The sequence below is a fragment of the Bacillus sp. FSL M8-0077 genome, assembly GCF_038050255.1.
Lineage (GTDB): Bacteria > Bacillota > Bacilli > Bacillales > Bacillaceae > Bacillus > Bacillus altitudinis.
The window spans coordinates 3,382,071-3,408,217 of record NZ_JBBPAF010000001.1; the positions used below are offsets into that span (position 1 = coordinate 3,382,071).

Annotated in this window: 21 protein-coding genes; 2 read left to right on the forward strand and 19 right to left on the reverse strand. The window is 39.7% G+C overall.

Annotated features, from left to right (window positions below):
• Positions 1-6 precede the first annotated feature (6 nt).
• From tuaE to NST57_RS17640, 11 genes are all read right to left on the reverse strand, one after another.
• The gene (gene tuaE / locus NST57_RS17590) at positions 7-1,473 is read right to left on the reverse strand and encodes a teichuronic acid biosynthesis protein TuaE (RefSeq protein WP_142152820.1); all 1,467 of its coding nucleotides are present in this window, start codon (positions 1,471-1,473) and stop codon (positions 7-9) included.
• Positions 1,474-1,512: 39 nt separating this feature from the next.
• Entirely contained in the window at positions 1,513-2,442 is a 930-nt protein-coding gene (locus tag NST57_RS17595; protein WP_341298965.1) for an NAD-dependent epimerase/dehydratase family protein, read from the reverse strand.
• Between the two features lie 14 nt (positions 2,443-2,456).
• A complete protein-coding gene (gene tuaD, locus NST57_RS17600) occupies positions 2,457-3,794 on the reverse strand; it encodes a UDP-glucose 6-dehydrogenase TuaD (protein ID WP_017368147.1) in 1,338 nt (445 codons plus the stop codon).
• A 75-nt stretch (positions 3,795-3,869) separates the two neighbouring features.
• The gene (gene tuaC / locus NST57_RS17605) at positions 3,870-5,054 is read right to left on the reverse strand and encodes a teichuronic acid biosynthesis protein TuaC (RefSeq protein ID WP_341298966.1); all 1,185 of its coding nucleotides are present in this window, start codon (positions 5,052-5,054) and stop codon (positions 3,870-3,872) included.
• A complete protein-coding gene (gene tuaB / locus NST57_RS17610) occupies positions 5,051-6,502 on the reverse strand; it encodes a teichuronic acid biosynthesis protein TuaB (protein ID WP_341298967.1) in 1,452 nt (483 codons plus the stop codon). The genes tuaC and tuaB overlap by 4 nt, the downstream gene beginning before the upstream one ends.
• Positions 6,503-6,520: 18 nt before the next feature.
• Positions 6,521-7,180: a sugar transferase gene (locus tag NST57_RS17615; protein WP_008348294.1), complete on the reverse strand. Its 660-nt coding sequence runs from the start codon at positions 7,178-7,180 to the stop codon at positions 6,521-6,523.
• A gap of 197 nt (positions 7,181-7,377) precedes the next feature.
• Positions 7,378-7,950: a hypothetical protein gene (locus tag NST57_RS17620; protein ID WP_200831194.1), complete on the reverse strand. Its 573-nt coding sequence runs from the start codon at positions 7,948-7,950 to the stop codon at positions 7,378-7,380.
• Between the two features lie 144 nt (positions 7,951-8,094).
• Complete coding sequence (locus NST57_RS17625; protein WP_341298968.1) at positions 8,095-9,585, reverse strand: N-acetylmuramoyl-L-alanine amidase; 1,491 nt, start codon at positions 9,583-9,585, stop codon at positions 8,095-8,097.
• Between the two features lie 140 nt (positions 9,586-9,725).
• Positions 9,726-11,216, reverse strand: coding sequence for an N-acetylmuramoyl-L-alanine amidase (locus tag NST57_RS17630; RefSeq protein WP_341298969.1), 1,491 nt, complete (start codon positions 11,214-11,216; stop codon positions 9,726-9,728).
• A gap of 22 nt (positions 11,217-11,238) precedes the next feature.
• Positions 11,239-13,347: a SpoIID/LytB domain-containing protein gene (locus tag NST57_RS17635; protein WP_341298970.1), complete on the reverse strand. Its 2,109-nt coding sequence runs from the start codon at positions 13,345-13,347 to the stop codon at positions 11,239-11,241.
• Positions 13,348-13,372: 25 nt separating this feature from the next.
• Positions 13,373-13,696, reverse strand: coding sequence for a hypothetical protein (locus tag NST57_RS17640; RefSeq protein ID WP_035701604.1), 324 nt, complete (start codon positions 13,694-13,696; stop codon positions 13,373-13,375).
• Positions 13,697-13,878: 182 nt separating this feature from the next.
• On the opposite strand from NST57_RS17640, the gene tagU reads away from it, so the two are divergent.
• Complete coding sequence (gene tagU / locus NST57_RS17645) at positions 13,879-14,802, forward strand: polyisoprenyl-teichoic acid--peptidoglycan teichoic acid transferase TagU (protein ID WP_341298971.1); 924 nt, start codon at positions 13,879-13,881, stop codon at positions 14,800-14,802.
• A gap of 58 nt (positions 14,803-14,860) precedes the next feature.
• Here tagU and NST57_RS17650 read toward each other — a convergent pair.
• From NST57_RS17650 to wecB, 6 genes are all read right to left on the reverse strand, one after another.
• Positions 14,861-16,011, reverse strand: a protein-coding gene (locus NST57_RS17650) for an IS3 family transposase (RefSeq protein ID WP_341298972.1) whose coding sequence is annotated in 2 segments (ribosomal slippage) — positions 14,861-15,738 and positions 15,738-16,011 — 1,152 coding nt in all. Because the reading frame shifts where the segments join, the coding sequence is not laid out codon by codon here.
• A gap of 130 nt (positions 16,012-16,141) precedes the next feature.
• A complete protein-coding gene (locus tag NST57_RS17655) occupies positions 16,142-17,971 on the reverse strand; it encodes a CDP-glycerol glycerophosphotransferase family protein (protein WP_341298973.1) in 1,830 nt (609 codons plus the stop codon).
• A complete protein-coding gene (locus NST57_RS17660; RefSeq protein WP_341298974.1) occupies positions 17,961-19,124 on the reverse strand; it encodes a CDP-glycerol glycerophosphotransferase family protein in 1,164 nt (387 codons plus the stop codon). Before NST57_RS17660 ends, NST57_RS17655 begins: the two co-directional genes overlap by 11 nt.
• Before the next feature lie 4 nt (positions 19,125-19,128).
• Positions 19,129-20,154, reverse strand: coding sequence for a ribitol-5-phosphate dehydrogenase (locus NST57_RS17665; protein ID WP_135009624.1), 1,026 nt, complete (start codon positions 20,152-20,154; stop codon positions 19,129-19,131).
• Positions 20,147-20,863, reverse strand: a complete 717-nt coding sequence (locus tag NST57_RS17670; RefSeq protein WP_341298975.1) for an IspD/TarI family cytidylyltransferase — start codon at positions 20,861-20,863, stop codon at positions 20,147-20,149. Before NST57_RS17670 ends, NST57_RS17665 begins: the two co-directional genes overlap by 8 nt.
• 197 nt (positions 20,864-21,060) lie before the next feature.
• Positions 21,061-22,194, reverse strand: coding sequence for a non-hydrolyzing UDP-N-acetylglucosamine 2-epimerase (gene wecB, locus NST57_RS17675; RefSeq protein WP_341298976.1), 1,134 nt, complete (start codon positions 22,192-22,194; stop codon positions 21,061-21,063).
• A 268-nt stretch (positions 22,195-22,462) separates the two neighbouring features.
• Here wecB and galU point away from each other — a divergent pair, with 268 nt between their 5' ends.
• Complete coding sequence (galU, locus tag NST57_RS17680) at positions 22,463-23,344, forward strand: UTP--glucose-1-phosphate uridylyltransferase GalU (RefSeq protein WP_008343198.1); 882 nt, start codon at positions 22,463-22,465, stop codon at positions 23,342-23,344.
• Positions 23,345-23,560: 216 nt separating this feature from the next.
• On the opposite strand, the gene tagH is transcribed toward galU, so the two are convergent.
• Positions 23,561-25,165, reverse strand: a complete 1,605-nt coding sequence (gene tagH / locus NST57_RS17685; RefSeq protein WP_341298977.1) for a teichoic acids export ABC transporter ATP-binding subunit TagH — start codon at positions 25,163-25,165, stop codon at positions 23,561-23,563.
• Positions 25,166-25,184: 19 nt separating this feature from the next.
• On the reverse strand, positions 25,185-26,012 hold the full coding sequence (locus tag NST57_RS17690) for an ABC transporter permease (RefSeq protein ID WP_341298978.1): 828 nt from the start codon (positions 26,010-26,012) through the stop codon (positions 25,185-25,187).
• Positions 26,013-26,147: the final 135 nt, after the last annotated feature.

The following is a 26,147-nucleotide window of genomic DNA, read 5'->3' on the forward strand; positions in this document are numbered from 1 at the left end:
TCAGCATCACACGTTTGCCCGCAGCTTGAAGCATTGTTTATTTTTCATGATATTGACCGCTGCGATCACCAGCCCTAGAAACACCCAGTGGAAATATAAATTCGAGACAGAACTAGGACTGATACTTGAGACGAGAAAGCTCAGCATGGCAGCAAATAGACCTTCGATGATCATCTTGGCTGATCTCGTGTCAGCCAATTGGTATTGTTTGTACAGTGAGAACATGAGATAGGCATACACTGAGATATAACCTAGCATGACGGCAAACCCAAAATTCGTCATCACCTCAAGCAGCCAATTGTGAACTTCAACGACCTGATCTGTATCAAAGATAGAAAAGTGAGCTAAGTAATAAGACACATTACCCGCTCCGACTCCAAAACCGTATGAATTCGTAAAGAAATGCCAGGCGTTTTTGATTAAATTCGCCCGAGCAATGTTGGACGGAAGTGGTTCGCTAAAAGAATGAGCGACCTGAGAAGCGAGAAACAAGTCATAAAAGATAGAATAGATTTTGGCTGAAAAAATGGCGATACAGATGATTCCAAGTCCGCCTGCTGCCATGATGGACCACTTTTTTAAAAAGCGAGGCATCAGCAGCCATACATAGATTACCGCTCCGGCTAATATGCCAAGCAAGCTGGCGCGCGATTCTGTTAACAAAATGAGATACAGCGCTAAGATGGCTCCTATTAATCCGAACGCTTTGATATAACCATTTTTCATTTGGCGCATGCACGCCACATATAAGAAAAAGCTAATAGATAAAAACGTCGCAAAGTCATTTTGGTTAAAGAAGACAGCTGTAGGATAGTGCTGTTTGTACGCTGGTCCAAGATACAATGAGGTATTCGGTAAATGATTCAAGGTCAAGTGATTATAGAACCCGATTCCCATTACAAATACGGTCATGACTAGCCAAATACTATAAAAAGTCACGATTTGATCCATTCGCTGAATGTACATGACCACAAGAAAGACGAAGCCCATTCCCATCGCAAGAAGAGACATATATTTCAGGCCGTCTGTGACCGAATGAGCCCAAAGCAGTGAGACGAGACCGTAAAGAAACCATGCAGCGAAAAAACCAAGAATGCCTTTAACACGAATTTGCTGCCACTGAGATATGTACGTTCCTTTGTCTCTTATCCGCCATATGAATAAAGCAAAGACAGCCAAGAGCATGATGCGGTAGAGAAAGAGACTAAAGAACCCGGCACTAAAAGAGAAGAAAGCGTTATTGAGAAATGTTAATGCAATTAAAAGGTAAATGGCTGACATGAATATGTGCTCACCATTCATGTAGAGCTTCATACATATAGCAGCCGTCATTAGCACCACAAGCAAAACCGGAATGACCACCATCTTCTTTAACCCGATAGGCTGCGCGGATGCCATTTGTACAAGCCCTATACCTGCTGCTAATAACATACCTCCAATTATGATTTGCCATGCTGTTTGTTTCACACTCATACCCATTTTCCTCCTAAGCAACCCATCCGATTTGAAGGATTAAGCCTTTACTTCCTGTTCATAGTAGGAAATGGTACGAGCCAAACCTTCTTGTAAAGTCACAACAGGCTCCCATGTTAAGACTTGTTTCGTTTCCTCATTTGCCAATGTACTATGCACAATATCTCCTGCACGCTGAGGCTTGTAAATCGGTTCAAGATCTGATCTCGTGACTCGCTTCATCGTTTGAAACAGCTCATTCACCGTGATGGAATGACCACATGAGATATTTAAACAAACGTTTGATTGAGCGGTTAAAGCTGCAACATTCGCTGCGGCTAGATCGCCTACATAGATGAAATCTCTTGTTTGTTCCCCGTTTCCGAAGATGAAAGGTGCCTCATGTTTTGCAAACTTATCAGAAAAAATTGAGACCACTCCGCCTTCACCAAGTGCGTCTTGGCGCGGACCATATACATTGCTGTACCGCATAATACAATAGTCCACATCATAGAGTGATTTTGCCATCTGTAAGTATCGTTCAACTGTCAGTTTCGACAAGCCATAAGGTGAACCAGGCTGTAGCGGATGAGCTGTGTCGACCGGCAGATAGACTGGGTCTCCATAGACTGCTGCCGATGAGGCAAACACCACTTTCTCCACCCCGGCTTCAGCTGCTGCTTTGATCACATGCAGCGAGCCTTTAATATTGACCTCTTCGTCATAGATGAAATGTTCAACCGAAACGGCTACACTCACTTGCGCTGCAAGATGAATGATATAATCTGGTGCAATGTGTTTGATCAAATCGACCGTTTCTGATTTTGTGACATCTGCTTCAATGCATTGTACGGATAGATGAGCGATATTTTCTTTAGATCCAGTTGAAAAGTTATCAAGAACGATGGGCTCATAACCTTTCTCTAATAAAGCCTCTACCGTATGAGATCCTATAAATCCACTTCCCCCAGTTACCAATACTTTCTTCATCCAAGTTCCCCCTATTATTGTGCCTTCGATACCAATTCTGTTTCCCATACGCCTGGGCGGCCGATGGACTGGTAAATAAATCCTCTCTCTTTCATTTCTGCTGGATCAAACAAATTCCTTCCATCAATTAAAATGGGAGAACGAAGTAGCTGCTTGATCTGATCCTTATCCATCTTCTGTACGTCATCCCATTCCGTTAAGATGAGACAAGCATCTGTATCTTTCACTGTTTCATAGAGATCATTGCTGAAGACCGCCTGCGGGCCAAGCTCTCTTTCTGCTTCTACATAAGCAATTGGATCATAGGCTTTGACAAAAGCTCCGAGCTCTCTCAGCATTGGGATAATATCTAGTGCTGGCGCTGAACGCATATCGTTTGTATTTGGTTTAAATGCGAGCCCTAAAACGGAGATCGTTTTTCCTTTAATATCACCGAACACACTCATCAGTTTGCTGACAAGATGGGCTCTTTGGTGGTTGTTTGTTTCAATGACAGATTCGATCAGCTTGAACCGGTAACCAGCTGTTTCGGCAATTTTGAGAAGAGCCATCGTATCTTTTGGGAAACAAGAACCGCCAAATCCAATGCCTGCTTTTAAAAATTTATGCCCGATACGGCTGTCTAACCCAACGCCTTCGCTGACTTTTTCCACATCAGCGCCAACTCTCTCGCAAATGTTCGCAATGTCATTGATGAATGAGATTTTTGTGGCGAGCATGGCATTTGCCGCATACTTAATCATTTCTGCACTTTCTAAATTGGTCTCAACCACTTCTGTTTGAAACGGATCATGCAATTTTTTAATGATCGTGGATGCATGTGCGCTTGTAGAGCCAATCACCGCTCTCTCCATATTCATCGTATCTTGAATAGCTGAACCTTCCCGCAGAAACTCTGGATTGGAGACGACGTCAAATGGATATTTACTGCGTGAAGCCTTTTGAACAATGGCTTGAACAAGACGTCCTGTTCCAACTGGCACTGTGCTCTTATTAACGATGATTTTGTAGCCATTCAGGTGTTCTCCAACCGTTTGAGCCACAGCTTTCACGAATGTTAAATCCGCTTCCCCTTGAGGTGTCATGGGTGTACCTACAGCAATATAAATAATCTCTGATTCTCGAATTGCAGCGGGAATATTGGTTGTAAAGCACAATCTTCCTTCTTCTGTATTTTTCTCAATCAATTCCTTTAAGCCCGGTTCATAAATTGGAACGAGACCGCTTTTTAAGCTGTTGATTTTTGATTCGTCGATGTCACAACAAATGACGCGATTTCCGATATCAGCAAAACAAGTACCCGATACTAATCCGACATATCCTGTTCCAATCACAGCAATTTTCTTCAACATGTTTCATCCTCTCAGTAAAAGCATATTGGTCGTTCCAAACTGTTTATCTATCAGTCTTTGCACATTTCATCTTGTTTAAACGGTGGATGTTGATTGATTCAGCACCTTTTCATATTGCTGAATCAGGAGCGTAGCATTATGTGATGATGAATAATCTGTATGAACGATGTGGTGAAGATCGTTCTTCACTTGCTCGTTCCATCTGTTTTCATAAAGATAAGCGTGAATTGCTTCTTTTAGCTGACTCGTTGAACGTGGTTCAATGAGCAGATGTTGATAGGTAGAAAATAGTGATGGGAGACCACCAACCTGTGTTGCAATGACAGGCAGTTTTAAAGCGAGCGCCTCAAGGACGACAGTCGGCATTCCTTCACTGTAGGATGGAAGGGCAAACAGGTCAGCTGCCATTAAATAATGTTTGACTTGTTCATTCGGCACCTGCCCTGGGAGGATAATGGATTCTCCCGCCCGTTCGGCCAGCTCCTTTGCGAGGGGTCCTTTTCCGACAATGACGGCTTTCACACCCTCCATCCCGCTGACAGCTTTCGCTAATTCAAGCAAACCTTTCTCTTTGACTAAACGGCCGACAAAAATGACGAGCTTGTCGTGAAGCGGTAAACCGATCTGCTTTCTGATGGCTGTTTGATCCCCTGGTGTTCTAGAAAATGACTTGAGCGGAATTCCAAGCGGGAGACATTGTGCATCCACCTCTGTCATGTCATGTGTTTTCTTTGCCAGCTCCTCACTCACTGTGAGAACAGCAGACGCCTGTTTTACTGTTGCTTTAAAGGCTGCAAGCGCTCCTTTGCTATAGTTTGGATAGACGTTAACATCACTGCCGTGTAAGGTCAGAAGATAAGGGATGTTTGTTTCCTTTTTGATCACAGCTGCTGCGCCGCCAGACGGCATGGCAAAGTGCGCATGGATGAAATCCGGTGACAGATCATAACGCTCCATTGTGCGCAGGACAGAAGCTGCGATTCGTTTACTCGGCTGAGCCCATTTCAGCTGTCCAGGCAGCGCTGTATAGGGCGGTCTGTAAACTGGCACGCCGCACCTCACTTCCTGCTGGGGAAGATCTTTTCTCTGACGATAGGAAGCTTTAAGCATCCGTAAGATGGGCGGATTGACAGGGGTAGGACACATCACACTCACTTCTACGCCTTTTTTGACCAGCTCCTGCACTTGTGTTTCATGGAAGACGCCTTCACTTGGATGTTTTTCACTAGGATATACACTTGTCAGCCATAGCACCTTCATGACGAACGACCTCTTCTCCATAATTTCCCTGTCATTTGCGGATACATTTTGACAAGCAGCAAGCTATATAAAGCCGCACTTAAACAAATCGTCAGTAGTAATTGAAGCAGTATATCCGCTGATGTCAGCTTCATCCCTTGATGAACAGCTACTGCGCAGCCGGCCATTAACAGCGTCATGACAGCAGGCTTTACGAGTGATTTTATATACATCTTCATATCTAGCTGAATGACGTAAGCCATCAGCCACCTGCCGACAATGAAGTTCAGCAGGCTGACCCCTGAGTAGACCCAAGCTACAGTCAATAGACTGCCGGTATGGACTCCTGCATATAATGCGCATCCATATACGATGAGCATGCCTGTATCCCAATAAAAAGCTAAGTCCGCTCTCCCTTTTGCAAGAAGGATGGAACCATTTGGATTCATCAGCACACGGAGTAGACCAACAATGCACAAAATATTCAAAACCGGTACCGCCACTAGCCATTTCTCTCCAAACACCACTTCTATAAAGCTATCTGATACGGCAGCAAGACCGATGATTAGTGGAAAACTAATGAGTGCGAGCATATTCGTCATACTGAGGAAGCCCTCACGCAGCCTAGAGTGATCACGCTGACTTTTTGCGAAAACTGGGAAAGCCACTCTCGTCACAATCGGGTTAATTTTCAGCACCGGGATTGTGACGATTTGATAAGCCAGGCTGTAAATCCCTAATGCCTCTGCTCCAAGAAACCGTCCAATTAAAATCATGTCGATATTTGAGCCTGCCCGATTGACGAGCCTTGACGCAAGCTGGAAAGCCCCGAAGGAGAAAAACTCTTTCACTTCCCCTAATGCGAAAACGGGTGCTGGGCGCCACTTCTTCCAATAAGCAGCTGCATACATGAGACCTTTTCCTGATTGAAGCAGCACTTGAGAGACCACATAGGCCACAATTGGATTGATAAAAAAGGCTAGGATAAGTAGAACAATCAGCGAAATGATCGTCGCTATCGTCTCAATCGTACTTAAGGTTTTAAAGGCTAAATCTTTCTGCATCATATATTGGTATTGCTGACCAATTGGTGCAATGAGAAACATGATTGATAATAACTTGAGCAAGCCTTCCAGCTCAGGTCTGGCATAAAAGGCGGCAATCAAGGGACTTGCGAGGATCAATACACAAAACAAGAGAATTCCCGTCAGCAAGTTGATCCAATATAATGTAGATAATTGACGTTCCGTCGTTTGTTCCTTTTGAATGATCGCAGCACCGATGCCTAGATCAAGTAAAATCTGTGTAAATATTGTGACAGTTGTGATCATGCCAACGAGTCCAAATTCTTTCAGTGACATTACGTTCCCTAAAAAGGCGAACTGTGCAATTTGGATGATGGTAATGATCAATGCGGACAAGCTTGTCCATTTTACTCCGCCCAGCAGGCGATTTTTCATACTTGCCATTTCTCTTCCCTACTTTACTTATCTGGCTCCGTCACCAGTCACGATGACTTTTAACGTTTTTACCATAATCTTCGTGTCGAGAGAAAATGTCAAGTTTTGAATATACTGTAAGTCATGTGATAATTTCTCACTTGGACTCATTTCATATCCCCCATTTACTTGAGCAAGACCAGTCAGCCCTGGCTTCACTGTCAGTCTTTTTGTAAAGCCTGGAATCGTCCGATTAAATTCGGCAGTAAACATTGGTCTTTCAGGACGTGGACCTACAATACTCATTTCTCCTTTTAACACGTTGATAAATTGCGGCAGTTCATCAATTCTTGTTTTTCTGATGAATGCCCCCACTTTGGTGATACGAGGGTCATTTTTTTGCGCCCATTTCGCTCCTCCGCTTTCTGCGTTGGTTCTCATCGATCTGAGCTTCCATAATTTAAAGTAGACACCGTCTTTTCCGACCCTTTCCTGCATATAAAAGGCTGGCCCTGGTGTTTCTAGCTTGATTAAAAGGGCAAACAGTAAAATGATTGGCGTACTCAACATCAATCCGATGAACGAGAACACGACATCTATGAAACGTTTTGCAAATAAATATCGAACCATATGTTCTGTTAAAGCAAAAGAGTGGTTTCGTCTCACTTCATATTCTCTGTAAAGGTTCATCGCTTTCTCTGCGCTCACTGACCTGCACCTCACCATTCAAAGTAGTTGTTGTGTAAAGAGATGTTCTATGAAAGTCAGTTTAGCAGAGCAACATTAAGCAAATGTAAATGGGCTGTTAAGTCTTGTAAAAGTGTGTTAAGAATGTGCCCTTATATCAAGTTATGCCCTTTTAAACGTAAAAAAGACCCGCAATTCTGCGGGTCTACGTGTCTTTTTTATTTTGCCTTTACGGATTCGATCGTCTTCAGTCTAAGCGTTCCGTTTGCATCTTTTGTATAAGTTACTTTCACTTTTGATTCTTCTTTTAGGCTGTTCACTTGTTTAGAAAATGTATTTCCGAATTGAATGGCTACTTCTTTTCCATCAATGTTGACAGCAATTGTATGTCCATCAGCCAAACCGACATATGTGCCTTCTTTGGTGACTTCATTTTTCTTCGTTGTAGATTCTTTTTTTGTTTTAGATTCAGCTTTTGACTGATCATTTGTCGTTTCTTCTTTTGTGATTTCCTTACTTGAGCTTTCTTTTGCATCTTCATCAGATTGACCTGCTTGGTCTTCTGTTTGAGCAGCTGTTTCTTTGCTTTCATCATCTGCTTTTTCACTTGCAGACTTGTCTTCCGTCTTTTCGTCTGTTGCATTTTCTTTCTTTTGATCTGCTGCTTCAGTTGTTTCTTTTTTGCTGTTATCCGTATTGTTGTTATCGTTTGACTGATTTGATGTGCCGCATGCTGTGAGCATTACACCTAGAAGTAAGACTAAAAACGGCATTGTGATTAATTTTTTCAAGATCGTCACCTCTTCATGATTTGTCGATTTGCTGTCATTGGAAGGCAAATACGTGAAAAATCCACCCTCTATGTTTCGATTATAACAAATATAACCTGAAATGAAATGTATTTTTAACTTGACATATCATTCATCCGATCTATTTTATTCAAAATATTGAGATACACCTGCTGCGATTCCTGAAGCCAGCCGCTCCTTAGCAGTCGTTGATTTTAATATACTGGCATCAATCGGACTGGTTACGAACCCTGTTTCAAGCAAGATGCTGGGCATTTTTGAATACTTGATCACATAGAACCCTGCTGTTTTCACACCACGATCCCTTGTGCCAAGGGCTTTCACCATCTGGGGCTGTACCTTTTGTGCCAGCTTTAAACTATTGGCCAAAGCATACGTCGCATCATAATACGTTTCTGTTCCATTTGCACCGCTATGATCATTTGCATTGGCATGGATGCTGATGAACACATCCGCACCAGCCTGTGATCCTTTGCTTACACGTGTTTGCAAGGAATCAAATGTATCAGATGTTCTAGACATGACCGTCAGCGCACCCGCTTGTTTGAGCCTTGCTTGCAGTTTTAACGCGACATCCAGATTGACATTTTTTTCAAACAACCCATTTCCTACCGCTCCAGCATCCTGCGCACCATGACCTGGATCAATAAAGATGGTTTCACCTAACACATGATTTTTCAGCTGTGTGATCACACTGGTTCGTATGGTTGATGTTCCGCCTAACACTGTAAATGTTGAAATCTTTTTAGTCCCAATGACACGACGAATCGCATCTGGCACTGATTGAGCGTCTGTAAGAAGAAGGGTTTGCCCTTGCTTGGCTGCCGTACTTGCCGCAGCTGCCGCATCGGCATATGCATAGCCGTTACTCATATACGTTTGGGTTGTCTTCATCGGGTATGTGTTCGCAATTCGGGCTGCCACTTCATACCGATTGGCCCCGCTGATTCTCACGGGTGATGGCAGTTTTTGATAGGCTGCTTGATTGACACTTGTTTCCCCGCCAATCACAATCGTCCGTTTCACCGCTTTGCTTTTTAATAGATTGGCTGTTTCCTGCCGCAGCCCTTTTGCATCGGTTAATAAAATAGGGAAGCCCTGTTTTGCAGCATACGGAGCAATTGCCACAGCGTCTGCATAAGCAGAACCATTCACAATCACAGCTGTATCAGCACTCTTCATTTGCTTAGCAACGTTTGCCGCCAATTCATATCGATTCTTCCCTTGTATTCGCGATACGGATAGATTCATTGCTTTTAACTGCGCTACGACTTTTTGAGAAATGCTTGCGGTTCCGCCAAGAATGATGACACGCTTCGTTTTCAACTGCTGAAGACCTGACTTAGTTGCACCTGAAAGACTGCTAGTATTCGTTAAAAGCACTGGGGCTCCTTGCTGAAAGGCATACGGCACAGCACTCAGCGCATCTGCATAAGCTTCACCGCCTACTAAAACAACTGTAGGTGCTGTCGACCAGCCTCGTTTTGCAGCGTTAACTGCCACCTCATATCGATTACTTCCCTCAATCTTCGATACATTGTGCTGCGCAAATGCAGATGGTGCATACAAACATAGTGAAACCACAATCAAAACAAAACAATTGATATAAGAACGCATGAAGTCAACCTCCTTGGTTTTGAACCCTTCACCCTGGAACCCAGGAAACACTTCATGTACTTTTGAAAAAAGGCTGCCGAGAGTCGTTTCTCGAGCAGCCTAAGAGGTGTATTTTAGGCACCCCTCATCTGTATGTCTTCTTATCTAAAATAGCCTGAAACACCGCTTGAAATACCCGACGCTAATCGATCTTTATAAGTAGCGGATTTCAAAATATTTGAATCAACTGGACTGGAAACAAAACCAGTTTCTAAGAGAACACTTGGCATCTTAGAATATTTAATCACATAGAAACCAGCTGTCTTCACGCCACGGTCTCTTGTGCCTAATGCACTGACCATTTTAGGCTGAATATTTTGCGCGAGCTTCAAGCTGTTTGTTGCCGCATATGTTTTGTCATAATACGTTTCAGTTCCATTTGCACTGCTGTTATCATTTGAGTTCGCATGGACACTGATGAAGATATCTGCATTTGCTGACGCACCTTTGCTCACCCGTGTTTGAAGACTGTCGAATGTGTCTGATGTTCTTGACATCGTCACAAGTGCACCTGCGTTGTTTAACTTTGTATTTAGACGTTTGGCTACATCTAAGTTTAAGTTCTTCTCATATAATCCGTAGCCTACCGCTCCTGAATCATGAGCGCCATGACCTGGGTCAATGAATACTTTTTTGCCAACAACAGGGTTTTTTAATTGATTCACGACAGTTTGTGTCACTGTATTTGTACTGCCAACGACAGTAAATTTGGTGATTTTTTTGCTGCTAATCGTCGCTCTTGTTACCTTTGGCAACGTCTTTTCATTCGTTAGAAGCAATGCTTTGTTTTGCTTCGCTGCAATTCCTGCCGCAGAAGATGAAGTGGCATAGCCAAACCCTCTTCCTACATAGGTATTATTTGTGCTCATATTGTATTTTTTCACAATATTCGCAGCCACGTCATAACGAGTAGATCCTTTGATTCGCGTTGGAGATTTTAATTGATTATAAGCTGCTTTTGTGACGTAATTCTCTCCGCCTACGACAATGGTTTGTTTCACATTGCTTGCTTTTGCAACAGAAGCGATTTCAGAACGAAGGCCCTTTTTATCTGTATATAGAATTGGGAACCCTTTTTGTGCCGCTACAGGTGCAATGGCAATTCCATGTGCATAGAATGACCCTTCAACCACAACGACGCCAGCTGGCGTTTTCATTTTTTTCGCGATATTTGCCGATAGCTCATATCGGTTTTTTCCTGAAATACGTTGTGTAGAGATGCCCATTTTCTTTACTTGATTGACCACGTTGTTTGACACGCTTGATGTGCTGCCTAAAACAATAACTGTCTTCGTTTTTAAAGCCGTTAAGGCTTTTTTTGTATCTCCAGAAAGGCTTGTACTATTTGTGTAAAGAACTGGTCCATTTTTTTGATGTGCCAGTGGAATTCCTGCTGTTGCATCTGCATATGCAGTTTTCCCCACTAAAACAACTGTACTTGCTGTTCCCCATCCTTTTTTCGCTACGTTTGCTGCTACAGCATACCGGCTCCCACCATCAATTCGGGAGACCGAGTTATCTGCTGAAGCTGTTGGAACAATAACAAAAATGGCGATGAGGCTGAGGATGGCTGTTTTGATCATTGAGCGCATCTTCTAAGTCCTCCTTTTATTCTTAATAGTTTGTTAGTTTTGTACCTGGATAGTAGAACGAAAGTATGGAAGAATACGAGTTTCCAGATTCAGCTCTAGCTTTGGCGCCGTATTGACTCATACCAATGCCGTGACCATAGCCTTTTCCTGAAATCGTGAAGTCATTTGTGTTATTCTTTACTGACGCAAACGTACTTTTCACCTTTGTTGCGCCCATGACTGTTCTAAACTCTGTCATTTTCATACTTGCCGTTGTACTTTTGTTCACTGTATACGTACCTGTTTTGTTTTTCAGATGGTAATTCAGCTTGATTGAAACGGTCTTCGCACGCTGACCTTTTGTTTTTCCTGAGAATGTCAGGCTTGAAATAGATGCAATTCTCATGTCAGATGCAGCTGTTTCTTTATTTTTCAACAGCCATGATTTTAGACCAGCAAGGTCGGCAGCATTGGCTTCTTTTGCCTTAGACCACTCAGAAGCTGCTGTACTTGCAGTCAACGTAGTGCCTAATTGCTTTTTAGACAACTTCAGTGTCCACGCATTGACAGGATCTTTTGTGTCCTTCTTGGCGACTAAGTATGGCAGTGCATTTCCCCATACTTCTTCACTCGCCTCAGTGTATCCGCCATTACTAGAATAATAGGTGGCTGAAATAAGTTGATTGTTGTATTTCAGAACCTTGCCTTTTGTGGCATCAACAGCTTTTGTTGAATTTGTGTACCAGTTATATCCTCCATATACTTGGAAGGCTGTTGTATCAGGTACGACTTTTCCAATACTTTTCACTGAATACGTTCTAGCGGCAACCGCTTGTGCTTTTAATGCCTCAACATGCCAGCTTGCAGGCATTTCATTTGGCACAACACCTTTTAGATAGTCTTCAAATGGAATACTTTCATTAGTCGGCCTGATATATCCTGATTCAATAGCAAAGTTGACGTTACCTAAGTAAGGCTTCCCTGCGATTTTAAGGACATTTTTGGTTGAATATTTCTCAGGAACAACTCTTAATGTGTTATACGTCTTAATGCCTTTTAATGAAATTTTTCCGTTAGAAATATTCAATTGGTAGTTTTGATTTTTTTTCAGATAGACTTGTTTGGCTAAAGAATTTTTTAAGCTATCTGTAATCGCACTTGTGCTACCAGCAAGATGGTAAGCATATGTACCTTTTTCTTTCAGCAATGCTTTTAATGACGCTGTGACAGAATCCGGCTTCACATACACAACGGTACTGTTAGATTTTGCAGCCAATTGCGACAAAGGCATTGCATAAATATAGCTAGAGGCTTTTGCCAAGTACACTTTATCTGCATTAATGTTTAATTTTTTAATGATATTCACAGATAATTCGTAGCGATTGGCACCGCTGATTCGTGTCACCTGTGAGGTTTTCTTGATTTGATTTTCTACTTTTTGTCCCGTACTTTTTGTACTACCGATGATAATGACTTTACTTGGCATTTTATAAGACGGAATGGAATCTTTTTTTGTTAATAGGATTGGGTATCCTTTTCTCGATGCATAGGATGCAATTGCAATCCCATTCATGAATGAGTTCCCGCCGACAACAATTGCTTGCTTATAGTTACCCATTTCTTTGGCGATTTTTTGGGAAATTTCAAATTTGTCTTTCCCACTAATGCGTCTCACTTTTCCATACTTTTTGATTGATTTCTCAGCAGCTGTTGAAATACTTTTCGTATTCCCGACAATTAAGATGTTATCAGGATTCATCTTTTTCAACTGATTTTCGGTTGTCTTCGTTAGCTTTTCAATGTTCGTGTACAAAATTGGGGCGCCTAATTTGTATGCTAACGGCGATACAGAAATGGCATGATCAAAGGCATCTCGGCTCACAATCACAACGGTTGAAGGATTTTTCCATCCTGCAGAAGCAATACTATTGGCTACTTCGTAACGATTTTTGCCGTCGTATCTTTTCGTCACAGCGACATTTGATCCTGATAGTTTGTATTCCCCCGTTGTTGAGAAATCCATGCTGTTTTTGTTTCCGATATAGTTAGACAGTTTTACTGAAATTGTCGAGCTGGCCATGGCAGACTGAAAAGGTGCAATTAGTAGTGTCAGTGTCATGAGAACGATAAGTGTAATGCCTGTTTTCTTCAATTTTGTTCATCCCGCCCATCTTTTTTTACTTCTGTTTTTCAATCTTCTGAATTTCTTTTTGACCACTGTCATTGATAAAGTAAGAGATTTCTACTTTGTCACCTGGTTTAAATTCATTTAATACATCTTTAAAATTATCCGTAAATTCATAGCTTAAGGTCGTATTCACTTTTTTCACTTCGACTGTATGTGCATCAGCCATTCCAATAAATTCAGCTTTTTCTTCCAGCACCTGAGGAGTTGAACTGCTTGTCTTGTTTTCTCCTGAGGATTGCTCAGCCGTTCCACATGCTGTGAGCACGATGCCTAGTAGTAGTATTAAGAACGGTAAAACGACGATTTTCTTCATTTTTTTCACCTCATGTCTTTGTATCGTCTTATAACTTAATATTTTAAGGTAAATTTAAGGTTTTTTGAAACCTTTTTTTTGTTACAACGTCTATATCTAGGTTCAGAGTAAAAAAATAACTTGTTTATCAAGATTCGTAAACCTATAATCATGGAAGAATCATAGAAAAGGTGAGGGACATTATGAGAGCTGAAAGAAAAAGAAAGAAGAAAAAGGTTCTTTGGATTGTTTTATCGATTATTGGCTTATTCGTATTAGCCACTGGCGGATACGCGTATCATCTTTGGAATACAGCCGCATCCACTGTCGCAGGCATTCAAGAGAACTTAAAGAAGTCAGATAAGCGTGACAAAGATGTCGATTTAAGTAAAAAAGACCCGATCTCCATTTTAGTCATGGGTGTCGATGAAAGAAAGAATGACCGAGGCCGTGCAGATACATTAATATACATGACTGTGAATCCGAAAACGAAAACAACTGAGATGGTGAGTATCCCCCGTGATACGTATACAAAAATTGTCGGAAAAGGCACAATGGATAAAATTAACCACTCTTATGCTTTCGGTGGTACACAAATGGCTGCAGATACAGTAGAGGAACTGCTTGATGTACCTGTGGATTACTTTGTAAAAGTCAATATGGAAAGTTTTAAAGACATTGTGGATACACTTGGCGGAATTACAGTGAACAGCACGTTTGCTTTCAGCTATGATGGCCATTCATTTGGTACAGGAGAGATTAACCTGAACGGCGATCAAGCACTTGCCTATACAAGAATGAGAAAGCAAGACCCTAAAGGTGACTTCGGCCGTCAGCAAAGACAGCGACAAGTCATTGAAGGCATCATTGCAAAAGGCGCTAACATTTCCTCTATTACGAAATTCGGCGATATGTTCAAAGTCGTTGAAAACAACATGAAAACCAATATGTCCTTTGACGACATGTGGACGATGATGAATGATTATCGTGATGCAAGACAAAATGTGAAACAGCACGAGCTAAAGGGAACAGGCACACGAATCAATAATATTTATTACTATCAGCTTGATGACAGCAGTTTAGCGAAAGTGAAGAAGGAATTGAAGGATAGTTTGGAAGCTTCGTAAATAAAAAACACCTTTCTTGGGACTGACCCCCGTTTTTGAGACAGGAATCAAAACACCTTTATACAGCCAATTGCCGATAGTTTATCGGTGATTGGTTGTTTAGTTTCGCTTGAATACGAATGTTGTTATAATAATAAATGTATTCTTTGACAGTGCGTTCTACGATGGTGGTCGTAGTGCGATCAATTCTGTTAAGATAGAACGTTTCAGACTTTAGTGAGGAATGAAACGATTCGATGGAGGCATTATCAGCGGGTGTCCCTTTACGGGACATGCTCATGGTAATGCCTTTTATATGAACAGCTTTCTGATACTCGTAAGATGTATACACAGAACCTTGATCGCTATGTAACACGCAATTCTCAGGCAGTGCTGGGAGCTGATTAAGTGTGTTTAAGATAAAGTCTGTGTCCTGCTTATCACCAATCGTAAAAGCAATCACTTCTCCATTATATAAATCCAATATACTGGAAAGGTACAATTGTTTCTGTCCATAAGGCAAATACGTGATGTCCGTTACTAGTTTTTCAAGAGGGCGATCAGACTGAAAATTCCGATCCAGTATATTACCGGCTACGGCATAAGGCTGCCCATTCTTCTTACGCTTTTTCATTTTAACCCGGCATTGCCACTGGTTTTTCTGCATGATACGTTGAACAGTTTTATGGTTAATACGCATTCTCCTTTTTAGTATGGCTGTGATTTTTCGATAACCATATCGATATTTGTGCTTTCGGCACAACGTGCCGATTTGTTTCTCTAGTTGTCTTTTAGAATGATTCTGAGTCAGATCCTTTTTCCATCTATAGTACGAAGTGCGTGAGATGCCTAAATGGACACAGATGTCCTGTACTGTCATCGTTTTGCACAATTCTTCTACCAGTTTGATTGACGTTTCCTTATCAACTTCCTTTCCAATTCGTTGTACTTTTTTAAAACTTCATTCTGTTGACTCAAATAGCGATTTTCTGCCTGCAGTCTCTCTAATTCGGAAGAGTACTCGGGACCCTTTCCATAGGTATATTGTTTTCCAACAGGCTGTTCGAACCGGTGTGTATCCCCAGCCTTATGCCACCTCACCCATGTCTGAACCTGCGTCTTATTCTTGATATTCAATTTCTGCATGATCTCTTTCATAGGTACGCCTGCCAATCTCATTTCCACAGCCTTCTGTTTGACTTCAACCGGATAACTCACTCTTGTCCCCATAGAAAAAACACCTCCATGTTTTATTTCGGTTCACAACGATCCGTTTTCAAACTTGAAGGTGTTTTTTATTTGTCTCATCTTATGGGGTCAGTCCCCTTTGAGATTGGTGTTTTTTTATTTATGAAAGAAGTTATCCTTGTTTTTCATCGCCTTCTTTTTGCTCTAAGAAGATCGCATCCACTACTCTTTTACTCGATTGACCATCCAATTCATCGAAGAAATACTGTACAAATGAATCTAACTTTTCGAATTCATACTGATTGTTCTTAACAATTGAAACGAGTTCACGACAAGTTCTAGCTAGTGGGCCTGGGATAAATGAGAAGTACTCATAATAAAAATCACGTGTTCGAATATACTCGTCCACATCATAACTAAAAAAGATCATTGGCTTTTGTAGCAAAGCAAATTCAAAACAAACAGATGAATAGTCAGTGATCAGAACGTCTGCAATTAACAACAGTTCATTGATCTCTCTAAAATCTGAAAAATCATAGAAAAATTCACTATATTGATATGGAATATTAATTTGATTTTTAACAAATGGATGAATTTTAAACAAGAAAATATATTCGTTATTCAGCTCTTGATAAAGCTGATCATAATTTAATACTTCGAACGGATAATGAGCAGACTGCTGGCCATTTCCTCTAAAAGTCGGGGCAAATAAAATCACCTTTTTCCCTTTTAGAAAAGGATATTCTTCATATAAACTTGATCTAACTTCAGCTTTTTTCGCTTCATCGAAAAAGAAGTCTGTTCTAGGAATTCCTGTGGCAATGACATTTTCAATATCTACACCAAATCCCTCTGCATAATGCTTACGGATATGATCAGAACTGACAATGACCTTCGTATAGTTCCTATGATTTTTAGATGTCGGCGATGGACCTCCTGGTAAACCTATACGGCTATAACCAAATGTCTTAAATGCCCCCACAGCATGCCATAATTGAACAAGATCAGCATTTTTTCGGATCTTTAATGGATAGATGATTGGATAAAAATCATCTATTAAAATTTGTCGACTTGTAGCAAAATGATAGGCCATTTGCACATATTCTGCGATACTTTTTTTCGTATTAATACTCTCTTTTAAGAAAAACTGAAAATCAAACGTTTCGTCTCTATTAAGAAGCTCTTGATAGACAAATTCAAAGTTTCCTGATAAATCAGTACGACTGTCTGATGCGAAAGTGATTTTATTCTGTTTTACTGGCAGGATACAAAATAGTTGATATAGAATTTGAAACATAACACGCTTCATTTTACGAATTATACGATTTTCATTTTTCATAGTCGTCTCTATTAACCCTTGGTCAATTTCTTGGAGTTTGTGTGATGATACATAAGCTGTTTTTTCCTCTTCATCGTATGTAACAATGAAATTATACTTCAATCTTTTCTTTCCTGAAAAATGTTCCATTTTGGTTGCATAGATATCCTGCTTCAGGAATTGATTTATATTTCCTAACGTATGAGTCTCATGGTATTTTATATTTTGTTCATCTAGTACTTCTAACTCTAAATATAAATGAAAATTCCCGTGCGGTAACGGCTTGCCTCCATTTACCTTTGAAAAGTTAATTTCTTGATAAAAACCAGCCCATTCGTACTCTTCAGAAAACCCCAGCCACTGTCTTTCTGATTCGTCCAAACGTTGATTTTTCAGAGGAATGGATTGTACGACATCCCCTTTTTGAACGATTAACAACTTTTTTCTTACAGTGTCTTCTCTCAGCAAGGGAATACCATCAATATACATATACCCCTCAATTGTTAAGAATGATTCATACCAGTTAAATTTTGTTATCACTCTTATAGGTATATTCTTATTGGTGATGACATCTTCTGCTTTATCGAATAGTGAGAATAACTTTTCTTCACTTATTTCATCTACATGATTAAGATTTTTTTGAACACTCCTTTTCCTGAATAGTGTCCCTAGTTTAAATTTCAAAAACTCTCTCTCCTTCATTCAGTAAGCTTAGTATAAGTGAAACAACACGTTCTGTAGAATGTCCATCACAACGATTCATGAACCGCTTTGAAAATGAACGAAAGTCTGTTTGTGTTTTATCCAAACTTACATTTTTCAAATCCTCTATTAAAGGCTCCATTTTCGTTCTAATAGGTCCTGGTGCAAACTCATGAAATGGATAATAAAAGTCTCTCTCTTGCACATAGTTCTCTAGATCGGGACAATAGAAAAACATTGGCTTATTTAATAGACTATATTCAAATATAACTGATGAGTAATCTGTCACCAACACATCAGAAACAATCATCAACTCATATAAAGTAAACTTCTCAGATATATCTGCTTCTCCAAATGAACTTTTTCGCATATAAGGGTGCACATTAATGAGCAGTTCATAATGCTGTGGATCTAAATGTCTAAAAAGAGTTTCCTGATTCAAAAGAAGTTGCTCCCCATGCTGCTTATTAACTCCTCCTCTATAAGTTGGAGCATATAGCACTTTCACTTTATTCTTCAATTCTGGGTATTCCTCATGAAACCTCTTTTTCACTTCATGAATATGCTCTTCTGAATAAAAAAAGTCTGTTCTTGGAACTCCTGTCGCTAATATTTTTTGCTTAGGCATATTAAACGCTTCAGAAAACGGACCAATTGCTTCTTCTGAACTCACTATTGCAACATCATAATTTGAATGAACAGGCACAACTTTTAAATAAGCAGAAGAAGGACCTCCCGGCTTATCCTTAATACTGTGACCAAATTTTTTAAAAGCACCACAAGCATGCCAAATTTGAACAACCTTTGTTTCTGAGCGCTTTTTAATTAAATAAAGTGGATAATAGTAATCATCTAATAAGAGCACCTTACAAGTAGCAATATGATACAACGTTCTTAATAAATAATTCATATAGAAAAACTTCCCTAGGAACCCGCTTTCTGTTTTTCTGAATAATAGAACAATTTTTAAATGGGGTTGTTTTATCAATTCATCATATACGTTCTTGAAATTTTCATTTATATTATTATCTCTATAGGAAGCAATCACAATTTTTTGATGATTTACCGGAATTAATTTAGAAAAGACTGTGTAGACTATTTGAAAAAAAACTTTCACAATTTTTGTCATATACATTGTGTTAGATTTCCCATTTCATGATAGTTTTCCCCCATGAAGAAGTCAAATCTTCTTCAAATGCCTTTCCAATATCCTCTATACTTCTCACAGTATGGACTGCTCCAATTAATGTCTCCAAATAATCTACAATCTCAGGAAATTCATTTAGTAGATTAACAGTATTAACAAAGTCTTTACTGCCACTTCTACTGCTTCCAATGAAAATAATCCCTTTTTCGAGAATCATTCTTGTTGCTACCTTCACAGGGTATTCTGACACACCTAATAAAGCCACAGATGCCTCTGGCTGAGTATAATCAATGATTTGTTCTATTGCACTTTCACTGCCACGTCCACCGACACATTCAAATGCATGATCGACTCGAAGGTCTTTTGGTATATCATTAATTTGATAAACTTCATCGACAAAAGAGAAATGTTCTAATTTATATTGGTTCTTTCCAAAAACGTATACTTTACAAGAAGGATAACGTTTTTTGAGTATTAAGGAGGTGATAAATCCGAGATTCCCATCCCCCCAAACACCAAATGTATCTCGTTTTTGGTGAGCCACTCTTTCAAACCTACTCATTGCATGAACAGCAATTGTAATTAATTCAATAAAAGCGGCTACATGAAGGTTCATTTGCTCTGGAAGGGCAACAAGGCGATCCGGATTCATGAACATATAATCTTGCATGAACCCATCATATCCACTTGACCTGAAATAGCTTGAGCGCAGGTAGTTCTCCGCAATAAATTCATTTTCTTCATTTGGAATATTTGGGACCATCACCACATGTGTCCCTACTTTGAACGTTCCTGTAGGATCATACATCACTTTCCCTACACCCTCATGAATAAGCGCCATAGGAAGCTTTTTATCCATTGCTTCCTTACCTCTAGTACCTGTAAAGTAACGCTGATCAGCCGCACATATTGACAAGTGGGTTGGTCTAACAACGACTTGACCAGAAGTAAATTCCTTATCCTTATAAGTCACTTCAAATTGTCTAGCAGAAACCAATCGATATGTTTGATTAATCATTTTTTATGTTCTCCTGTAAAATAGCATTCGCAACTTTTAGATCGTATGGTGTCGTTACTTTTATATTAAATACCTCGCCTCGGACTAAATTCACTTTTTGTCCTGCTAAAATACAAATTTTACACGCATCTGACAACACCTTTTTCTGTTCTTCTGTTAGTTCGCCATAAAGTCTTTTTAAGAGAGAGATCTTAAAACTTTGAGGTGTTTGGCCTTGATACATGTTGTCACGTACAGGAATATCAGTAATATTTGATCCATCTTCTGATGTCACAATTGTATCTATAGCAGGGATAACAGTATCGACAGCATCATGTTCTAAAACGGCATTAATATTTTCTTCAATAATTCTATGAGTTAAAAAAGGTCTTACTGAATCATGTGTAACAATGACATCATCATCATTTAGCCCATATTCTTTTTCAATAAAACGAACTCCACTCATGATCGATTCGTTCCGATCTGTTCCGCCCTCAATTACTACTAATCTATCATCAGCATGTATGTATTTTTCCAGTATATTCTTCGTATGGTTGATCCATTCTTTAGGAGTTACAATGATAATCTTCTCAAAACGATCATTTAATAGAAATTTTTCAACAGTGTGAATAATGATAGGGCGATTATTTAACGGTAAGAACTGTTTTGGCATATTAACATTACCCATTCTAGAACCTTTCCCACCAGCTAATATTTCTGCATAAATCATACTTAATACCCCTCTCAATCATATCAAATAAAAAATGGCAATATTTCAACACGAATAGATTGTAAAATATATTACAAAAAAACCATTCATATCTTAATATATGCCATTATAATACCACATTTTTATATTTTTTTAATTATTGATTTAGAATTTGTAACATGTATCGACAAATTTTTCTAACATATGAATGGTCATTTTCAAAATGACTGCGGCTTGACATCCGTTAATCCATAGTGATAAAGAAGCATTTCAACAATTCGTTTCGACGCTTGTCCATCACCATAAGGGTTAGAAGCCTTCGACATGTTATCGTACTCTTGCTGGTCTTCTAACAGCTCTTTTGCCATCTGATAAATGGTTTCTTCATCCGTTCCTGCAAGCTTAAGCGTACCAGCTTTCACGCCTTCAGGACGTTCTGTTGTATCACGCAGCACTAATACTGGCTTTCCTAAAGAGGGAGCTTCCTCCTGCACACCGCCTGAATCCGTTAAAATAAAGTGCGACGCAGCAGCGAAGTTATGGAAATCAACCACTTCAAGCGGCTCAATTAAGTGCACACGATCAAGATCACTGAATTCCGTCTGTGCCGCATCACGAACAGCAGGATTTAAATGGACAGGGTATACGACTTGAACATCTTTAAATTCTTCGACAACACGGCGAATCGCTCTAAACATGTTCTTCATCGGCTGACCAAGATTTTCTCTGCGATGAGCCGTTAATAAGATCATTTTATCTGTGCCTATTTTCTCTAAAATAGGGTGTTGATACTGCTCTGTAACCGTTGTTTGCAATGCATCAATTGCTGTATTTCCTGTTACAAAGATGGTCTCTTCTTTTTTATTTTCAACTAAAAGATTCTGCTTTGCCTCATGTGTCGGCGCAAAATGAATATCGGCTATATTTCCTGTCATTTGACGGTTCAATTCTTCTGGAAACGGTGAGTATTTATTATGTGTTCTTAACCCCGCTTCAACATGACCTACTGAAATTTGGTGATAAAACGCAGCCAAACTTCCTGCAAAGGTTGTTGTTGTGTCTCCATGTACAAGCACAATATCAGGTTTTTCCTGTTGGAATAATTGATCTAATTTCAACAGTGCATTTGATGTGATTTCAGATAATGTTTGACGTTCTTTCATAATATTTAAATCGTGATCGGGCGTAATATCAAAAGCTTTCAGCACTTGATCAAGCATTTGTCGATGTTGAGCCGTCACAGTAACTGAAGATTTAATTTGTGGATGTTTTTTTAGCTCAAGGACAAGGGGTGCCATTTTAATCGCTTCAGGCCTCGTCCCGAATACAGTCATTACATGTAATGTTCTCAATAGTCGATGCCTCTTTTCTTCTCAATTATTGTATGTTGTTCATTATACAAAAGAATAAGAACGAATCCTAATCATTCTATTCTTAATCTTTACATCACCTTTACTCTTTTCAACATGAATATTTACACAAGTTCTTTACAATTGGTTTTAAATCTTTCTCGTAAATCATTTGTCATTTCTATCATTTGTAAGTTACACTTTATGAAAGATGAAAAATGAAGGTCATGTCACATCATTTTTTCTATATGTAAGGAAGGTGCAAAGTTCATTGAAAAAAGTACGTAAAGCCATAATACCAGCAGCAGGTCTCGGAACACGTTTCCTCCCTGCCACAAAGGCTATGCCTAAAGAAATGCTGCCAATCGTTGATAAACCAACCATTCAATATATTATTGAAGAAGCTGTTGAATCAGGAATTGAAGACATTATTATTGTCACTGGAAAAGGGAAAAGAGCCATTGAGGATCATTTTGATTTTGCGCCAGAGCTTGAGCGTAACCTTGAGGAAAAAGGGAAAAGTGAACTTTTAGAAAAAGTGAGAAAGTCCTCTAATATTGCTGATATTCATTACATCCGCCAAAAGGAACCTAAAGGACTCGGACATGCCGTTTGGTGCGCACGCAACTTTATCGGTGATGAACCCTTTGCTGTTTTATTAGGTGATGATATTGTCCAAGCCGAAACACCTGGACTTCGCCAGCTGATGGATGAATATGAAAAAACCCTTTCGTCCGTGATCGGCGTTCAGCAGGTAGCGGACAGCGATACGCATCGCTATGGAATCATTGATCCTCTTACCCAAGAAGGGCGCCGCTACCAAGTGAAAAACTTTGTTGAAAAGCCGCCGCAAGGAACCGCACCATCCAATTTAGCCATTTTAGGGCGCTACATTTTCACGCCAGAGATCTTTATGTACCTTGATCAACAAGAAATTGGTGCAGGCGGAGAAATTCAGCTGACAGATGCCATCCAAAAGCTCAATGACATCCAGCGTGTATTTGCCTATGATTTTGAAGGAAAACGATATGATGTTGGAGAGAAGCAAGGTTTCATTGAAACGACGCTAGAGTTTGCCCTTCAAGATGAAGAGCTCAAGAAAAAACTCATTCCATTTATGAAACAACTTCTTGAAAAAGAAGAAGTGAATTAAAAAAAGCTGCCGGCACCGGCAGCTTCAGGCTGTCGAGAAAACCTCGACAGTTTTTTTGTAGTTTTAAATACACCGTATATTGAATAAATCCCAAATGAAAAACACCATATATCGTTTCTCGGACAGTTCAAAAGACAAAAATGAGGGTTTTGTGGACATCTTGTCTTAAAAACCCTCACTTTCTCTTCACGCTGGCTACCGGCATCGGCAGCTTTTTTATTTGGTCACTGAAACGGTCAGCGTATGCTGTTCATTATCAATGACAAACAGGTTATGTTCGCCCTTTACTGCGAACTTCGTTTGTTTCTCATTCATCCAGACATTCTGTTCTGTCAGTCCAAGTGTTGAAGGAGAGATAGGCATGATCTCGCGGAACACCATCGTATTCGCCAGATCATTTTGAATCACATAATCGGTTTTCTCAGTGGTCAGGCGCTCAATGGTATCGCCTTGCTCACTTTTGACCGAGCTAAGTGTTTGCATTCTTTGCTTCAGCACAGACTCTTCTTTTCCAAGGAAAGAAAGTAAGTACTCATACGAACCCGCAGATGCGGGTGATACGTAGGAATTGAACTGTGCTGGTCCGATGGATAATGGTTTCAATTCATCTGCGTTTTGTAGCGCATCAGCTTGCACATAATACGTCTCTGATGCTGTTTTGATTTGAACGACTTGTTTATTTTTAGCCACAGCCTTTACTTCTTGTCCAAACGATAATGTGACGTCTGCCTTTTTTTTCATGGCCCTGTCTGTATAAACCGTCATTGGATCTGCTGTGACTAAGACCTGTTGATCAATCTTTTTCATATCATCATGAGCACCTTTCGTCTCATGATTCGTTGACTGGGGCGCCTCTGTTTTACCTGAAGGAATTGCACCAAATGTCGCCAGTGTACGCAGCGGACGATCCGAAAACATAGAAAGGGCAAGTAAGATGGTTAAAACAGCTATTATGGTGACTTGAAACGCCGGTCCGAAAAAGGAACGTCGTTTTCCAGTGTCATTATACCTCGTGACCTTCTCTGTCGTTTGTAGGCCTTTTCGACCTTCCTTCTGTTCTGATTGATATTTTTGTTTCTCTTTCTTGGAAAGCTTGTTAAACCAATCAACAAACTCCTTATACTCTTTCACAACCTTTTTCGTATCATCAAACATACGAAGTTCACCATAATGCATCCAAGCAACCCGATCACAGATTTTTTGGATTTGACTAATGGAGTGACTGACAAAAAAGATCGTCTTTCCTTGTTCTTTGAATTCGGTGATACGATCTACACATTTTTGATAGAAGGTTTGGTCTCCTACAGACAGTGCTTCATCAATAATGAGAATATCTGGATCAATATGTGCAGAAATAGCAAAACCAAGTCGAGATTTCATTCCACTTGAATAGCTCTTTACAGGCTGTTCAATAAAATCTCCAATATCAGCAAACTCTACGATTTGTTCATAAAGATCGTCTATTTCTTTATTCGTCAACCCCATCATTAAGCATTTTAAACGAATGTTGTCTTTACCGCTTAACTGATTGTTCAGTCCTGCTGCAATGGCAATTAACGAGGGCTGACCATCCATCTCTACTTCACCGCTTGTTGGGGGAATGATTTTCGCTAGAAGGTTCGACATCGTGGATTTCCCAGACCCGTTGATCCCTACAAAACCAATCGTCTCTCCTTCATAGACATCAAAAGACACATCACGAACGGCAAAGAAACCTTTTTCATTTTTATTAGGAAAAAACAGCCCTTTAATCTTGTCAGACTGCTTTTTATATAAGACGTATTGCTTGGATACGTTTCGAAACGAAACCTTTAGTTTCATCGTATAATCTCCTTACTTTTTAAAGAAAATCGACAAATTTATCCCTAAATTTCATATGAAGCAATGAACCGACTGTTAAAAAAAGAAGCGTAATCAGCCAGAAATAAAGCGTATATTTCACATCGTGGAAGAACCATTCTCCCTTTAACAAGCTATTTCTGAAACCATCAATAATGTAGAAAAGAGGATTTAGTCTTAAAATATCTCCTATCCATGCTTTGTCTCCAGTGAGCTTCTCTGAGATATTCCAAAAAATCGGCAGCAAAAAGAAAAGTAAACGTGTCACTGATTGTAAAAGAAATTGATAGTCCCTTACGAGAACACTAATTGTTGAATTAAACAAACTAAACGAAAACATAAACGCGATCATACATATAAGGTAGTAAATATATTGTAGCCAATGTGCGTCAGGATATATGCCATAAGAAATCAGCACAATGAGATAGACACCCATCATGACAAAATAGCTGAACAAATTGGACATGATGACCACAGACGGCAGCGCACTAATTGGAAAATTCATTTTTGATACCATATTAATGCGTTTAAACACACTGTTTGATCCATCAAGGATCGTCGGACTAATGAAGAACCACGGTATTAATCCAGCAAGCATCCAGATGATAAATGGAATCTCTATGCCTCCAATGACAATTGGCTGTCCTCCACGAATGCCTAAACCAAAAACAAACCAGTAAGCCAGCATTTGAATCAATGGATTTAAAAACTGCCATAAAACACCTAAATAATTCATCTGATATTTTGATTTTGTTTCATAAACAGCAAGTCGCATAATCAGCGAAAATGAGCTGATTTGCTCCTTTAATATCGTCAACATTGCGTTCATTCTAATCTTCCTTAGATATAAGTTTTTGGAATTACTTTTTTAAAAAGCACCGCTCATAATTGTACCAGAAGTTGATGAAGATTTCACTGATTAACAAACCCTTTAAACGTTTTTTCCTAAATGTATAAGTAATAA

What these genes read in the sequence shown, in the direction of transcription:
- NST57_RS17665 (WP_135009624.1), bottom strand. Translation starts at nt 20,154, where the DNA reads ATGATTAATCAAACATATCGATTGGTTTCTGCTAGACAATTTGAAGTG.
- NST57_RS17595 (WP_341298965.1), bottom strand. Translation starts at nt 2,442, where the DNA reads ATGAAGAAAGTATTGGTAACTGGGGGAAGTGGATTTATAGGATCTCAT.
- NST57_RS17660 (WP_341298974.1), bottom strand. Translation starts at nt 19,124, where the DNA reads ATGTATATGACAAAAATTGTGAAAGTTTTTTTTCAAATAGTCTACACA.
- NST57_RS17640 (WP_035701604.1), bottom strand. Translation starts at nt 13,696, where the DNA reads ATGAAGAAAATCGTCGTTTTACCGTTCTTAATACTACTACTAGGCATC.
- tuaC (WP_341298966.1), bottom strand. Translation starts at nt 5,054, where the DNA reads ATGAAGGTGCTATGGCTGACAAGTGTATATCCTAGTGAAAAACATCCA.
- NST57_RS17670 (WP_341298975.1), bottom strand. Translation starts at nt 20,863, where the DNA reads ATGATTTATGCAGAAATATTAGCTGGTGGGAAAGGTTCTAGAATGGGT.
- tuaB (WP_341298967.1), bottom strand. Translation starts at nt 6,502, where the DNA reads ATGGCAAGTATGAAAAATCGCCTGCTGGGCGGAGTAAAATGGACAAGC.
- tagH (WP_341298977.1), bottom strand. Translation starts at nt 25,165, where the DNA reads ATGAAACTAAAGGTTTCGTTTCGAAACGTATCCAAGCAATACGTCTTA.
- NST57_RS17625 (WP_341298968.1), bottom strand. Translation starts at nt 9,585, where the DNA reads ATGCGTTCTTATATCAATTGTTTTGTTTTGATTGTGGTTTCACTATGT.
- tagU (WP_341298971.1), top strand. Translation starts at nt 13,879, where the DNA reads ATGAGAGCTGAAAGAAAAAGAAAGAAGAAAAAGGTTCTTTGGATTGTT.
- tuaD (WP_017368147.1), bottom strand. Translation starts at nt 3,794, where the DNA reads ATGTTGAAGAAAATTGCTGTGATTGGAACAGGATATGTCGGATTAGTA.
- NST57_RS17630 (WP_341298969.1), bottom strand. Translation starts at nt 11,216, where the DNA reads ATGCGCTCAATGATCAAAACAGCCATCCTCAGCCTCATCGCCATTTTT.
- NST57_RS17690 (WP_341298978.1), bottom strand. Translation starts at nt 26,012, where the DNA reads ATGAACGCAATGTTGACGATATTAAAGGAGCAAATCAGCTCATTTTCG.
- tuaE (WP_142152820.1), bottom strand. Translation starts at nt 1,473, where the DNA reads ATGAGTGTGAAACAAACAGCATGGCAAATCATAATTGGAGGTATGTTA.